Below are 16,206 nucleotides of genomic sequence, written 5' to 3' on the forward strand. Positions count from 1 at the left end.
TTGAACTTCACAATTTGTTTTGTTCGTCATACCGAACTAATTTGTAAAGATACAAAATTCGATTTATCGTGCTGATATATTCGGAAAAAAGATTCCATTTTCATCTCCTTTCCGGTAGGTAATAATAGCCGGCTCAAACTATTTCACACCATAAATAATACCGATGTTTGTCATCATCCCGGGCAAGCGCATCCATTTAGGAACAGGAATCTCTTTCTCTACATTAGGTATATAGCGGATTTCCTTAAAGCCCTCCTTCTTCAATTGGTCTACAAAAGCATCAAAATCCCCATAAAGAGACTTTTGGCTGAAAAAGTCTTGTAATGAAAAATATCCGCCTTTCTTTAATACTCTCAATGTTTCTCGAATAAGAAACTGCTTATCAGAAACATTTCTAACCTCATGATATACAAAATTACTCACCACCGCATCAAACGATTCATCAGGAAAAGAAAGTTTCGCGGCATCTCCTTTTTGAAAACTGCACCTATCTGCTACCCCCTCCAAACTTGCATTCTGATCGCACATCTCTTTATCATAATCCCATATTAACCCCCAATAATCAATGCCAACACATTGTGCGTCTGCCCATTTCTTGGCGCAACGGATAGTGAGTGCTCCTGAACCACATCCTACATCAAGAAGTTTTCCTTTTCCGTCCCAAAGCAAATGGTTTGCTACAAATTCATGCACCTTTCCCATCTGGTTTCCCTTATCAAAGGCAAACGCTCTACGAAGAGCATAAAAGTAAAATGTAAAAAATACACTTATAAACAAAGCTATGCCAGCTAAGATTTTCCATAGCCCCCTTTCTACAGAAAAGAAAAATGCTAATACAAGAAGTAATGCACAGACAATATCAATGAGATACCAAATATACATTACCTTAATAGGTAACCAATTACTGTAATTAAGTTTCATTTTTTGTTTCATATCATCCTATTTTTTTATTGATACTATAGATACATTTCGTTCTTTTCGATGAATACCTTCACTTGGCTGAAACCGGATGAAAGAAGAAAATACTTTCATATAATTATACGCATAATCGTTAACTTTATGTACAAAAATACGGTAGCTACAATCTAATGTCAATACCTAATAATTGGTAAATTAGAATTTCAACGTTTCACTTTTTTAATTAGCAAAAAGAACAATACATATTCATTCTGCGCTTATTTTGTTAATAACATTAAATTTTGAAAACAAACAAAGCTCATTGTCTTAAAATCATTTAAATTATATCACTTTTATAGTACTATGCAATACAAGGTACTAAGATTTATATATATCTTTGTAACGCCAAGATGTATGAAGGCCTAAGATTCTTGATAATACTTAATAGAATAGAAATGAATACAGAAAATGCAAAATCACAGATGAGAAAAGGGATGCTTGAGTATTGCGTCATGCTCCTTTTACACCGTGCAGCTTCCTATGCAACCGACATCATTTCGCAGTTAAAAGATGCTGAACTGATAGTTGTTGAAGGAACGCTGTATCCCCTGTTATCCCGTCTGAAAAATGACGGTCTACTGGCTTATGAATGGAAAGAATCAACTCAAGGCCCTCCAAGAAAATATTACAAGTTGACAGATCAAGGCATCATCGCGCTAAAAGATATGGATGAAGCTTGGAGCGGACTGATCAGAACAGTTGATTTGTTAAAGGTAAACCAAGAATCTAATAACTGAAACATTTAATATTAAAGTACACTACAATGAAAAAGAATATAACCATCAACTTATTTGGTACTCTCTATTCAATTGACGAGGACGCATACGAACTCCTGAAGAAATATGAGGACAATATGCGCAGTTACTACAGTCGCCGCGAAGGTGGTGAGGAAATAGCAGATGATGTGGAACATCGTGTTGCCGAACTTTTCGTCGAACTCCGCGAGCAAGGTATTGAAGCTATCACCATAGAACATGTGGAAGAGATTATTCGTCGCATCGGTGACCCTCAAGAAATGGAAGAAGGTTGTGAAGATGAAGAAGAGGATAATAAAAAGAAAACTGAGCAAAAGTCAGCTACCGCTTCCAATGAAGAAAAACCGGTTCACCGTCTGTTCCGCGATCCGGAAGATAAGATGATTGGCGGAGTTATTTCAGGTATTACTAAATACTTCGGATGGAAAGACCCTTTGCCATGGCGAATTATCTTCGTCCTGCTTTGTATCTTCTCTTATTCTATATTATTTTGGATTTACATTATCTGCTGGGCATTGATTCCGGAAGCGATTACTGCCGAAGAGCGTTTACAGATGAAAGGGGAACCGGTAAATCCAAAGACGATTAACGAGGAGTTAATGAACGGAATTAATAAGACAAAAGAATATGTTAACAACCCGAATAACCAACATGCGGCACGTGGATGTTTGGCTACAGGAGTAAAAATCATTCTTTTCTGCATTGGAGCTTTCTTTGTATTTACTTTCGGAACAGCTTTAATAGGAGTCCTTATAGCATTAATAACAGCTGCAATAGCCACTATATTTGGCATTGGAGTGTTGGGGGCAGATATTCCTAATCTGATTACACCGGAAACCTATCAGTTTATATCCGGATTCCCTAAATGGACTATTTGGGCATTCGCCATTTCATCCATATTAGTTCTTATTATTCCTATCATTCTCATTATCCGTGCCATGTTCAAAAAGCCCAACACCCCTTCTATGACATGGGAAAGCAAAGTGGGTGTCTTTTTAACTTGGCTGATAGCCTTGGCCATAGCTATTGCATGCATCTGTTTAGCCGGAGCAAGAATCGCAGCTTATGAAGAAAACTATCAAAAGATAGAAGCCGTTGATAATACCCGCGACGGTATCTACATGGAAAAACACAGTTGGGATTATCTGGATGATAACGGATGGAATATTATTTCGTATGTCAACGGCAGTGATAGGATTCACGGATGGGGTGTAGACCCACGTACAAATGAGAATACGGAATGTCTCAGTATCAAAGGGAAAGAAGGCAATTCTTCGTCATTGAAGTATCAGCTTGAGAAGAACACCAATGTACGAAAAGGAGCTTATCGCATTGAAGCTATTGTCTATGCCAATGGTCAAGGCAATGCCATCTACGCTTTACCCGATGATAAGAAAATAACCATCGGCATTCCAACATACAGCCATAGCAACTTTGCCAATATAGATTTTGCTTCCGCTTCTAAAATCCCATATTTCAATCCTACGGATACAACAGATTGGAAAGGATTTCAAAATAGCGCAGAAGAACATAAATGGAATTACGTTTACAAAGAGTTTAACGTGAAAAGTGACGGTTCGTTAAAATATGGCGTAACGAATTCCATTGATTATAACTATAACCCTTGGACCGGTGGCAAATGTGATATAATGGACTTAAGATTGACAAGAATTGCAAATAGTAAATAAATCTGTAAGATAATTAATTATTATTGTTGATAAGTAGCACAAAGAAAAAAAACTTTATCTTTGTGCTACTATGAATTAAACTTTTGTTAGTAAATGAAAAACATATCGTCACTTTGCGCGCTCCTATTTCTCATTCTTTTAGGATACACACCTTTCATTTGCGCACAAACATTATCCGACTACTCCGTGAAGGGAGTATTAGTCGACTCTATCACTCTCGAAAAAGAGCCGTATGCAACTATCCGCATTATGAAGCAAGCAGATCTGAAGAATCCGGTAAAACTTGCTGTAACCGACATCAACGGAAAGTTTAATGAAAGAATCCCCGCAATAGGAAAATTCCTTCTGACTATCACTTCCATTGGAAAGAAAACCGTCATTAAGAACTTTGAGGTTACTCCAACTAAAAAACATATAGATTTAGGAACTCTTTACACAAAAGAATCGACTGAAGAATTAAAAGGTGTTGAGGTGGTGGCGCAGAAACCTTTGGTAAAAGCTGAAATAGATAAAATATCGTATAGCATAGAGGATGACCCGGACTCAAAGACAAATACGACGCTTGAAATGCTCCGGAAAGTTCCTCTGGTCACAGTAGACGGTGAGGATAATATTCAAGTTAACGGTTCAAGTAGCTTTAAAGTCTATGTAAACGGAAAACCGAATTCATTGATGAGCAATAATCCTAAAGAGGTGTTACGTAGTTTGCCGGCTACCTCCATTAAAACTATTGAAGTCATCACTGAACCCGGAGCCAAATATGACGCCGAAGGTGTAGGCGGAATACTGAACATCATTACCACAGGGACAAAAATGGAAGGATATACCGCAACTCTCAGCGCAAGAGCTTCAAACACCGGCATAGGCGCCAATGCTTATTCTACTGTTCAAATTGGTAAGGTTACGCTTACGGGGAACTACTCGTATAATTACGAAAATGAGCCTAAATCAATCATTGACGAAGGACGTGAAGATTATACTTCGGATAAATACTATAACTTGGTATCTCATAATGAAAGAAAGAATAAAGGGAATTTTCAGCTTGGACAATTGGAGGGCAGTTATGAGATTGACTCTCTGAATTTGGTCACCTTTAATGCAAACATGTTCGGAGGCTCTTTCCGTTCACCTACCAATTGGTCTTCACACATGTTTAATAAAAGCGGTGATTTGATGTACGCTTATCACAGAGGAGGTTATAGCAAAAATTCATTCGGTAATGTGGGCGCGAACTTAGATTACCAACACTCATTCAAAAAGAAAGGCAAATATCTGACTCTTTCATATAAATTAGATTACACTCCCAACGGATTTAAATCGGAGACAACATACGACAGTCTGTATCAAGTTCCTTACATCCTACGCGAACAGTATTCCGATATTGATTCCCATACTACGGAGCATACCGCACAGTTGGATCTCGTTAATCCCATTACGGATAAACACTATATTGACTTCGGAGCCAAATATATCTACCGTATCAACTATAGCGATGCTAAAATGTATCAGGCAAATGATAATGGGACATTGGAATATTATGAAGCAGGAAGTTCCAAGTATCAGCAAGACCGAAATATCATAGCCGGTTATTTTGATTATCAACTGAAGCTGACAAAGTGGGGATTCAAGGCCGGTTTCCGATACGAACATACCTTTATGGATGTAAAATATGATCTCACTCCGGAACGAAACTTTCATACGAATTATGACGATATTGTCCCTACAGTGAACATCTCGTACATGTTAGCACAGACCAAGACTCTCCGGTTTAATTACAATTTAAGAATTAATCGTCCGAGTATCTGGTATCTGAACCCTTTCGTTGATAGGTCGGACCCTAATTCAATCAGCTATGGCAATCCTGATTTAGATACGGAAAAGGCACATAATTTAGGACTGACATTCAGCAGTTTCTCCCAAAAGTTTAATATAAACACAGGATTCAACTATTTCTTTATCAACAATGGAATAGAACGATACCAATTTATAAACAACGGAGTATTGGAAACAACTTTCGGAAATGTAGGACATACGCAAAACGTGGGCTACAATATGTGGGTCAACTGGAATCCGACGAATAACACCCGTATTTCTATTAATGGGAGCGAGAGATATTCGGACTATAAGAGTGATGAATTGAACGCGCGCCGACATGGTTGGTCTACCAACTTATTCGGTAACATACAACAAACTCTGCCATGGAAACTCCGTTTTAGTATGTATGGAGGCGGTTCAACAAAACACGTCACGCTCCAAGGTACCGTTTCTTCCTCTCATTACTATGGTATTAGCCTAAGCAAATCATTCCTGAAGGAGGATCGTTTGAACATATCCGCTTATGCTAATCATTTTCTTTCACAATATACCACATATCGCGACGAGAAAACTACAGACACCTTCCATTCATGGAGTGAGTCAAGGTATCCGTCTCGCGGATTCGCCATCAATATCAGTTGGAGATTTGGTAAGCTGAATGCACAAGTCAAGCATACAAACCGAAGCATCATCAATGATGATACAAAAGCCGGTGGAAACAGTCAAGGACAAAGTGAAACAGGTGGAGGGAATTAAATAAAAGTGAGTTCAACGAATTAATTCTATAACTTTGCGATTGGTTGGACAACAACATCTAAATAGATAAGCATCGTTTCTATAAAACATACTGATGAGTTAAAAAAGCGATACGCATGAATTACCCAACTCATACGCATGACTTGACAAACTCATACGCATCATTCGATCAACTCATACGCATGAGTTGATCAAAACTTCTGATGATTTAAGCAACTCATGCGTATCACTTCACTCGTTCAACCAATCATTGAGCAAATTCTTAATCTGTGTCTGCTCCTTCTCCGGCATTGTTCCTATTCGGGTTGCATGACATCCGCCATCTTGAACAAATATGTGTAAATTCTTTTTATGTTTTAAATCCAGCCATTGGAATACCCCCGAAGCAGACCATGGGTCAATGCTGCCATAGATATAAATCATCTTCGGATCGTTCTCTTTCAAGAACTTAGTAACCTTTTGGGCAACGGCCTTATCGAACTTCACCCCTTTTAATTCATCGGGTAACATCAGTCGGTTAACCCAACCTTTTGCCGATTTCAGGCGCAAATACTTTTTAAAAGGCTTGGTATCGTATCCATAATAACCAAGTTCTTTGGCCGCTTGAACAAAGAAAGACTTGAAATAGCCTTCACGATTAAAGTTCGACGGATCAGACTGTTTCATCCAGTGGTCAAATATTTCCTTATCGGATGCCGTAACAGCAGGAATCTTATCCATGGTAACTCCCCACTGCCAAATAGCAAACGAGTATTCCAATACACAATAGTCGTACAGCTCATCTAAAGGAACCGAATAAGACAGTTTTTTATCGGCGATATACTCATCGAACATCGGCTGAAGCGTAGCACGCCGCTTCAGAACTTCCAACTGAAAATCCTGCACTTTCTTTCTATCCTCAGCTGTCGATACATTATTGATGAACGGTTCATGACGCCCATCCTCTATTCCGTAATTCAACGGAGCAACATAAGGCACGGAAATATCGACATCATCCGGATAGAATGTACGATAAAACATCGTAGTTTGTCCGCCTTTGCTGATACCTGTCGCTATCCATTTATTCGGATAAATAGCTTTAAAAGCATTTCGGACAGCATGTAAGTCATCCACCGACTGCTCAACTGTCAGGTACTTCCAGTCTTTTGGTTGCGGAGTAGACTCTAAGAAATAACGATACTCTACTACAATTAAATTTGTATTATAAAGCTTTGAAATTTCTTCTTCATACTTAGGCCTTTCGGCATACATGGCTCCATACCCTTCAGTCACAATAACTGTTGGGCGATCGAAACCACGATGCATCACATACACCCGTTGAGTAAATGTACCCATCGCAGGATTCTTGTGATCGATAGGTTGTACGAAATAAGTCACATACTTCTCAGGGAAAACCGTTGATTCCAAAGGCTTGAACTCTTTTATCTCCGACATGGTTGAAAGTTTGTCTTTCAGCATATTCTGTGCAGAAAGCACACTGCAAACCATCGCCAACACGAAAAGTAAACCAAATTTTATACTTCTCATAACAATATCAAAATTTAATATGATGCTCAAAGATAATAAAAGCGGCTGAATTCATACAATTCAGCCGCCAATATTTCAAAAAGAATTAACCTTATACACGGAAAGGCGGTTTAGCAACTACAGCTTTCAGCTTACGTCCTCGAACGTCAATATATATTTCAGTATCCAACTTAGCGTATGCTGTTTTTACATAACCCATTCCAATTCCAACTTTCAGAGTTGGAGAAACAGTACCACTGGTAACATGACCGATAATGTTACCCTCTGCGTCTACAAAATCATAATGCTCACGTGGAATACCACGGTCTATCATTTTAAAATGAATCAGCTTACGCTCCACACCTTCTGCTTTCTGTTTCTCAAGATATGCACGATTAGTAAAGTTCTTCCCTTCGGCAAACTTGGTAATCCAGCCTAACCCTGCCTCAAGAGGAGAAGTTGTGTCATCCAAATCATTTCCATATAAACAGAAACCGGCTTCCAGACGTAATGTATCGCGGGCACCCAAACCGATTGGTTTGATTCCTTCCGGTTCACCTGCCTTAAATAAAGCCTCCCAAATAGTTTGAGCGTATTCCGGATAAAAATAAAGTTCAAAACCTCCGGCACCCGTATAACCGGTAGCCGAGATGATGACCTGCTTCACACCGGCAACTTCTCCGACAGCAAATCCATAGAACGGAATATCTGCTAAATTAACTGCCGTCAACTTTTGAATTACCTCTTGTGCCTTCGGGCCTTGAATAGCCAGCTGAGCCATACGATCAGACGCATTCTCTACTTCCGCGCCAATCCGGTTATGAGATGTTACCCAATTCCAGTCTTTTTCGATGTTAGCCGCATTAACTACCATCAAATACTTTTCAGGTTCAAAATGATAAATCACGATATCGTCCACAATACCTCCCGTCTCATTCGGAAGACAAGAATACTGAGCCTTTCCAATAGGAAGAGTCGCTACATTATTTGATGTGATGCTCTGCAAAAGATCCAATGCTTTCGGACCTTTAAACCAGAACTCACCCATGTGAGAAACGTCAAATACGCCTACACCATGACAAACCGTAAGATGTTCCTCAATGATGCTTGTATACTGAATAGGCATGTTATAACCGGCAAATTCATGCATCTTTGCTCCAAGCGCGATATGTATCGCTGTAAAAGGGGTTGTTTTTAATTCCATAGTTTAAATTATCTTGATTATTTTTATTTTGATTTTGCTACCAACTCACAAATCTTTATCACTACATTCATTGCTTTTTCCATAGATTGAACCGGAACGTATTCAAAGCGTCCGTGCATATTCATTCCTCCGGCGAAGATATTCGGGCATGGTAAACCACGAAAAGAAAGTTGAGCGCCATCCGTACCGCCACGAATAGCATGTATAACAGGAGTAACACCGGCTTCTTGCATCGCTTTATATGCAATGTCAATAATATGTTTTACCGGTTCTATCTTCTCTTTCATATTATAATACTGATCTTTCAACTCAACCGTTACCGTCCCTTTGCCATATTTCTTATTCAGCTTATCAGCCCAAAGCAACACATTCTTCTTCCTGCTTTCAAAAATCTCCCTATCATGGTCACGGATGATATAACTAACTGTTGTCTTCTCTACTTCGCCTTGCATACCTATCAAATGATAAAAGCCCTCGTAATTTTCAGTACACTCCGGAACCTCATCTGTAGGAAGCAAAGAAATAAACTCGTTTGCTACCCGGATGGAATTAATCATTTTATCTTTCGCGGTTCCCGGGTGTACATTAACACCTTTGACATGAACCTTAGCCGAAGCAGCATTAAAATTCTCATACTCCAACTCTCCTACTTCGCCGCCATCCATAGTATAAGCGAAATCACATCCGAATTTCTCAACATCGAACTTATGAGCACCCAGTCCTATTTCCTCATCCGGATTGAATCCGATTCGAATCTTCCCATGCTTAATTTCCGGATGCTCTTTCAAATACACCATTGCCGAAACAATTTCTGCTATTCCGGCCTTATCATCAGCACCCAATAAAGTGGTACCATCGGTTACAATCAAGTCTTCACCCTGATGCGCAAGTAATTCAGGAAACTGAATCGGAGAAAGTATTACATTCTCTTCCTTATTCAATAAGATGTCTCCTCCATCGTATTTCTCAACTATACGAGGTTTTACACTCGCCCCACTTGCGTCCGGAGCCGTATCCATGTGAGCAATAAAGCCAATGGTAGGTAGTTTCTTGTCTGTATTTGCCGGCAATGTAGCATAAACATAACCATACTGGTCGAGTTCAACATCATCAAAGCCGAGTTCTTTCAATTCCTTTTCCAAATAACGAGCCAGATTTAATTGCTTCGCTGTACTCGGAGTTGTCTCCGAGTTCTCGTCTGATTGGGTATCAAAACTGACATATTTAAAAAAGCGATCTATTAAAGTCATAGTCATAGTATATTCATTATTCTGTTTTCCGTCAAAAATAAAAAAAGAGCACTGAATTTCAAAGTATTCAACGCTCTTTTTTATGATTATTATTCTCTTATGTTATTAAAAGTGGCTGGAACCATCAAAACAATGCGTACACAACTTACACTTTGGCAAGCCTATGGACTCAACTAAGTTTTCTATCGTATTGAACTTCAACGAATCAATATTAAAATGTTTCTTTATCTTATCTACCATTGCATTGTACTCAGGAGAGCCTGTTTCGGCATATTTTTCCAGATTTTTGTTCTCATCACCTTCAAATTCCTTAATAATACGACGAGTTATCAATTCTAAGTTCGACTTAGATGCCGTGAAACCAATAAAAGGACACGCGTACACCAATGGAGGACAAGAAATACGCACATGGACTTCTTTAACTCCGCAATCATATAGCATTCTGACATTATCGCGCAACTGTGTTCCACGAACAATGGAATCATCACAGAAAACAAAACGCTTATCTGTCAAAAGATCTTTATTAGGAATCAACTTCATTTTGGCTACCAGCGAGCGCATCTCCTGATTGGCAGGCATAAAACTACGCGGCCAAGTAGGGGTATATTTTGATATGGCTCGATGGTATGGTACACCTTTCCCCTCGGAATAACCCAATGCCATTCCAACTCCGGAATCAGGGATACCACAAACGGCATCTGCTTCGATTTCATCTTCTTTTCCAACACAAACGCCTATATTCTTTCGAACCTGCTCCACATTAATATTCTCGTACGAAGACGTTGGGAAACCATAATAAACCCAAAGGAAAGAACAAATCTGCATCTCTTTGTTCGGCTTTCGTAATTGCTCTATTCCGTCTTCATGAATATAAACAATCTCCCCCGGACCAATAAAACGTTCCAACTGATAATCAAGATTAGGTAAACTGGTTGATTCGCTGGTAGCGGCATACGCCCCATCTTTTTTACCTATTATAATAGGAGTTCTGCCCCACTTGTCGCGAGCTGCAATAATGCCATCCTCGGTTAGAAGCAACATAGAGCAAGAGCCTTTGATAGTATTAAAAACATTTTCAATGCCTTCGACAAAAGTTCTTCCCTGTGTAATGAGCAAAGCCACAAGTTCCGTCTGGTTTGTCGTATTCAGGCTCATCTCAGAAAAGTGCAGATTCTTCTGTAACAAGATAGCTTCCAACTCTTTAATGTTCGAAATCTTAGCTACAGTTACCAAAGCAAACTTACCTAATCGGGAATTTATAATAATAGGCTGAGGATCGGTATCGCTAATCACCCCGATACCGGAATTACCTTGAAACTGTGAAAGCTCATCCTCAAACTTGGTTCTGAAATAGGAACTTTCTAAATTATGAATAGCTCTCATAAAACCTTTTCCTCGAGCGTACGTAGCTATACCGCCTCGCTTAGTTCCTAAATGCGAATTATAATCTGTGCCGTAAAAGACATCAGCAATACATGCAGTTTTTGAAACTGTTCCAAAAAAACCTCCCATGCGTCGTCATTGTATTAAAAAGAATGCTGCAAAATTACTAAAAAACTTCGGCTTTCACGAACCGATTTAAGAAGAAAATTAGCATCTTTTGAAGACCTTTTTCTAATGTGTTAATACAAAATATTTTAGCAATAAAATAATAATTATTCCTATTCGGAATAAGGTAACTTAACATCAAATGAATTATTCAATAGTGTTAATGACATATCCTGCAAGCGCAAAAAAAGTTCTGGAAAAATCAGCCTTATCAATTACTGCTTCGATATATAAGAATGTGAAAAGTGATACGTATAAGTTCTCGTTTTCATCAGAAGATTTTCTCGTTTCACTTATGTGAAACAAACGAATGACGCGTATGAGTTAAGCGATTCATACGGATGACTTTTTTCCGATCTCCTGATCGGTAAAGTTAATTAACACGATAAACATATATAATAAAACAAATTAAACTAATCAGTGAATATTATTCCTTACTATACAGCCTTTTAAGTTCCTCTACCGAACTACCGGTAAAGTATGATTCTATAAAATCCCAACGATTTTCATCGGTCAGAGTTGTATTTCCAAAGAACAATCGGAAAAGTTCAATCTGTTCTTGAAAGACTTTTTCATTATTTTTCAGCACAAGATTCTCATAGTTTCCATTCTCAACAATCCGATGAATAACATCCGGTTGGATAAAAGAGACATTAACCGACTGAATTCCACCTTCAACAGTATAATCAAGCAAGTCGAGCATTGATAGCAAATTCAATAACATATTCATATCACTAAACGGAGTGACAAAGAATAATAAACGGCTTCCTTTCTCTCCTATGATACACTTTTTACAAAGTTTCTCATACCTGTCTAATAATAAGTTGAACCCGCGACTAACCGTGAATATTAGTTTATCCTGATCTTTCTTCTTTTGACTGGTAATAAGCGACAAGCTCCTTCCTTCTTCAACTCTGGATTCAAGCAATGAGTAAATAAAATGTTTTGCCGAAGGAACCCCCATGTTATATTCCTTGAATATAGCCTCTAAATCTTCTTCCTCAAACTTACCTTTATTAGCTAACAGAGCCACGGTCAACATATCGGAGACGCGTTTCAATAAAGAGCAGAGTTGGGCATAGATAGTTTCCGCGTCTTCAAGCAATATAACCTCATGCTTTCCCACAGCAACGGCACAAACGCCATCAAAGAGCTTTCCATTATAAAGGTTGCGTTTAAACTCTCCATAAGGAACTTCAGAGAAACAGTCTTCCCATAGTCTTTCAAAGGTTACATGATATATACCTTCCTGACCATCAACCGGACGCAAATAATTTTTATATATATTAAAAAACGCAGTGTTACCGCTCTTCTCCTGAATAAATCCATCGGTAAACAGTTTCAACGGATTAATTTCCACTACCTGCTCTTTACTCCGTCTGTTCAAATCCTCCTCAATCCAAAGCAATGCCGTCTTTACTACCTGTGCCAAATCGGATTCGTATTCCACTTTATTTGGTTTACGAGGTATATGAACCGCAAACTCGAAATCAGACAAAGCAACTTGCATTTCTTTCTGTTTACCTTTCATGGCATAAATATCCCACATCTTCTTCAAGATTAGCCCTAACTGCTCTTGCGAGATACTGCTAATCATGTGTAATCTATTCATATAATAGAAATCCCGTTCTTCAAAATCGGTCGCGGAAACTCCAATAATACTTTTATCACGTGCAGCACGGCCAATCTCCTGAACATAATCGACAAATGTACTCGATGGAGCTATATGATAAATCCTGTCAATATCGCTAATATCTATTCCCATTCCGAAAGCTTTCGTTGCAATAATCATACGTTTTGCGCCTTCACGGAACGCTTCTACAATCATCGACTTCTGCGCCTTATCCTTTTTCCCATAATAAGTTGATACTAAATGACGACCGGCAGGAGATACCCACATTTTAACTCGATTATCAATACTTGCAGCAAACGGATAGTATAGAATGGTTTTATGATTAGCCAAGTAATCATCGGTTCGCTTCAGAATTACACTCTGCTTTGCACGTTCATAGGTCTGTCCTTCCCCTATCTCCATCTTCTTAATATCAAATTTGATATTATCACGCCTTACTTTTCCACCATATAACACACAAGGGGAAAGACGGAGTGAACGGATAGTCTCAAAAACCATATCATTATCCCCGTTCGGATTATACACAGCCGTTGCCGTCAATGCAAAAATAGGGAAGTCATATCCTAAATAAGCTTTTAAATTTTTCAAATACCGGCCTAAAAACCAATAATCTACACGAAATTCTTTTCCCCATGTAGTAACAGTATGAGCTTCATCGACCACTAAAAGTCCAATTCTTCTGTTTCCTATAAAATGCTTAATATTATATGAAAGGAGTAACTCTGGAGACAAATAGAATAGATCTGTCTCTCCATTTTTAACACGTTCGTACACTGCGTTTTTTTCTTCCGGAGATAAATCGGATGAAGCATAATCCACTCTATCATATCCCACCTCGTGAAGATTATCAACCTGATCTTCTATTAAAGCTTTCAATGGAGAAACAACGATAGTCAGCCATTGGTGTTTCTTCCCTAAATAAATAGCCGGTATTTGAAACAAAAGAGATTTACCTGAACCGGTAGGCGCGGTCAGCATATAATTATGAATACTCCCATCCTCAACAGACTTTTCCGATTCACCAATCACCTCCTCTATCAGTTGATCCTGTGAAATAGTTATAGTCGTCTTATCAACACTTAAATCTTTATAGATATCAAATTGTCGAAACGCTTTATAGCCATAGATATCATATAGCAACTCTATTATTTCCCGCCTACAAACTTTTGGTAATTTACCTTTTGTGATAACAGTCTCCATGAATGTTCCTCCCAAGCATTTATTAAATAAAAAGGAAGGAATGAAGTGTCGCTTCATTCCTTCCTTTTTGAGCCTCTTGTCGGATTCGAACCAACGACCCCGAGATTACAAATCACGTGCTCTGGCCAACTGAGCTAAAGAGGCGGGTGGGTAAGCTATCTATATCGCGCCGCTACGACCTGCTACCTTTGCTGCGATCAAGCCCTGGAGGAATTCACAGGGAGCTGGCCGTATAGGACTTACCCATTTTTTAATTAGCGGATGCAAAGTTAGCCATTTATTTCAAATAGACAATGAAACAGATACTTTTTTTCTGTTTTAACATAAAATTTATTTTTTACATCAAAAAACATTCAGCTATTCCACTAAAAGCACTAATTTTGCAAAGCTAATATATATTTAATGACAGATAACAAAGCGATATTAAGAAATGCAGCCATGCAATATGGAACAATCATGGGATTATTCTGGATAGCAAAGTTTGTTCTCATTCCTTTAGGAATTCAAGTTCCATCATTACATGTTCTTTTCTTCTTATTAACATTATGCGTTCCTTTTTTAGGTTACTATTTTGCACGTCGCTTCAGAGTAAAAGAATGTAATAATGAGTTGAGTTACGGCCGGTCGTTTTTATTCTTGTTTCTAATGTACTTTTACGCTTCTATATTAGTTGCCGTCATTCATTATATTTACTTCCGATTCTTTGATGAAGGAGCATTAATGGACTTTTATAAAAGTAGTCTTATAGAGTTCAAATCAATAGCAACCGGACCGATGATCGACACAATCGATCAGATGGAGACCACGTTTGACGCATTTGCCACGATGTCTCCGTTGGATATAACATTTTACTTCCTATCAAATAACATGTTTTATTGTTTTATAATAACTGTCATAACTGCCTTTGTCGTCATGCGAAGAAAAATTAATACTATATAATATGGATATTTCTGTTGTAGTGCCTTTATATAATGAACAAGATTCACTTCGCGAATTGCATCAGTGGATAAAACGTGTGATGGGCGAGCATCATTTTACTTACGAAATAATTTTTGTGAATGATGGGAGTTCCGATAAATCCTGGTCTATCATTGAAGAGTTACATCAGCAATATCCTGAAGTAAAAGGAATTAAATTCCGCCGGAATTACGGAAAGTCCCCAGCTCTTTATTGTGGATTCAAGCGTGCAGAAGGTAATGTGGTCATTACTATGGACGCAGACCTTCAGGACAGCCCTGATGAAATACCTGAACTATACCGTATGATTATGGAAGATGGTTATGACTTAGTATCCGGATACAAACAAAAAAGATATGATCCGTTATCGAAAACCCTACCAACAAAGTTATTTAATGCTACTGCCAGAAGAGTTTCAGGCATTCATAACTTACACGACTTTAACTGTGGACTGAAATCATACCGCAAAGAGGTGGTAAAGAATATTGAGGTGTTTGGTGAGATGCATCGATATATTCCGTATTTAGCAAAGAATGCCGGCTTTTCAAAGATTGGAGAGAAAGTTGTTCACCATCAATCAAGGAAATATGGAAAAACAAAGTTCGGTGGTCTGAACCGTTTCTTCAACGGATATTTAGATTTAATCACTTTATGGTTTCTTTCGACATTCGGAGTTAAGCCAATGCATATATTCGGTTTCTTAGGATCACTGATGTTTATTCTTGGATTCTTTCTGACATTGGGCATTGGTATCCATAAGTTATATGCTTTGGCAAATGGAATTCCGGCAGTTTTAATTACCGAATCTCCTTATTTCTACTTATCGCTTACATTAATGATTATAGGAACGCAACTTTTTGTTGCCGGATTCTTAGGTGAATTAATCGTTCGTCATGCCCCCGACCGAAATAACTACAACATAGAGAAAGAAATCTGA

General features: G+C 38.4%; 11 protein-coding genes and 1 tRNA gene. 5 read left to right on the forward strand and 7 right to left on the reverse strand.

Going from position 1 to position 16,206, the window contains the following annotated elements:
- Positions 1-138 precede the first annotated feature (138 nt).
- Positions 139-933 (reverse strand): class I SAM-dependent methyltransferase, encoded by a 795-nt coding sequence (locus LO761_RS01770; RefSeq protein WP_272816624.1) that lies wholly within the window; start codon positions 931-933, stop codon positions 139-141.
- Between the two features lie 419 nt (positions 934-1,352).
- Here LO761_RS01770 and LO761_RS01775 point away from each other — a divergent pair, with 419 nt between their 5' ends.
- The 3 genes from LO761_RS01775 (at position 1,353) to LO761_RS01785 (ending at position 5,971) form a co-directional block, all read left to right on the forward strand.
- Complete coding sequence (locus LO761_RS01775; RefSeq protein WP_272816625.1) at positions 1,353-1,694, forward strand: PadR family transcriptional regulator; 342 nt, start codon at positions 1,353-1,355, stop codon at positions 1,692-1,694.
- Between the two features lie 26 nt (positions 1,695-1,720).
- Positions 1,721-3,400: a PspC domain-containing protein gene (locus tag LO761_RS01780; protein WP_272816626.1), complete on the forward strand. Its 1,680-nt coding sequence runs from the start codon at positions 1,721-1,723 to the stop codon at positions 3,398-3,400.
- Between the two features lie 93 nt (positions 3,401-3,493).
- The gene (locus tag LO761_RS01785) at positions 3,494-5,971 is read left to right on the forward strand and encodes a TonB-dependent receptor domain-containing protein (protein WP_272816627.1); all 2,478 of its coding nucleotides are present in this window, start codon (positions 3,494-3,496) and stop codon (positions 5,969-5,971) included.
- Between the two features lie 231 nt (positions 5,972-6,202).
- On the opposite strand, the gene LO761_RS01790 is transcribed toward LO761_RS01785, so the two are convergent.
- The 6 genes from LO761_RS01790 to LO761_RS01815 all read right to left on the reverse strand — a co-directional run bounded on the left by LO761_RS01790 (position 6,203) and on the right by LO761_RS01815 (position 14,456).
- Positions 6,203-7,498 (reverse strand): S28 family serine protease, encoded by a 1,296-nt coding sequence (locus tag LO761_RS01790; protein WP_272816628.1) that lies wholly within the window; start codon positions 7,496-7,498, stop codon positions 6,203-6,205.
- Between the two features lie 91 nt (positions 7,499-7,589).
- The gene (gene gcvT / locus LO761_RS01795; RefSeq protein WP_272816629.1) at positions 7,590-8,681 is read right to left on the reverse strand and encodes a glycine cleavage system aminomethyltransferase GcvT; all 1,092 of its coding nucleotides are present in this window, start codon (positions 8,679-8,681) and stop codon (positions 7,590-7,592) included.
- Positions 8,682-8,704: 23 nt separating this feature from the next.
- On the reverse strand, positions 8,705-9,931 hold the full coding sequence (gene pepT, locus LO761_RS01800; protein WP_272816630.1) for a peptidase T: 1,227 nt from the start codon (positions 9,929-9,931) through the stop codon (positions 8,705-8,707).
- A 105-nt stretch (positions 9,932-10,036) separates the two neighbouring features.
- Positions 10,037-11,443 carry an amidophosphoribosyltransferase gene (locus LO761_RS01805; RefSeq protein WP_272816631.1) on the reverse strand — a complete coding sequence of 469 codons (1,407 nt, stop codon included), beginning with the start codon at positions 11,441-11,443 and terminating at the stop codon, positions 10,037-10,039.
- Positions 11,444-11,906: 463 nt separating this feature from the next.
- Complete coding sequence (locus LO761_RS01810) at positions 11,907-14,312, reverse strand: DEAD/DEAH box helicase (protein WP_272816755.1); 2,406 nt, start codon at positions 14,310-14,312, stop codon at positions 11,907-11,909.
- Positions 14,313-14,382: 70 nt separating this feature from the next.
- Positions 14,383-14,456: transfer RNA gene (locus tag LO761_RS01815), tRNA-Thr, on the reverse strand.
- A 258-nt stretch (positions 14,457-14,714) separates the two neighbouring features.
- Here LO761_RS01815 and LO761_RS01825 point away from each other — a divergent pair.
- Positions 14,715-15,251, forward strand: coding sequence for a DUF4199 domain-containing protein (locus LO761_RS01825; RefSeq protein WP_272816632.1), 537 nt, complete (start codon positions 14,715-14,717; stop codon positions 15,249-15,251).
- A gap of 1 nt (position 15,252) precedes the next feature.
- On the forward strand, positions 15,253-16,206 hold the full coding sequence (locus LO761_RS01830; protein ID WP_272816633.1) for a glycosyltransferase family 2 protein: 954 nt from the start codon (positions 15,253-15,255) through the stop codon (positions 16,204-16,206).

Origin of the sequence: Phocaeicola oris (assembly GCF_021295095.1) — a bacterium.
Taxonomy (GTDB): Bacteria; Bacteroidota; Bacteroidia; order Bacteroidales; family Bacteroidaceae; genus Phocaeicola; species Phocaeicola oris.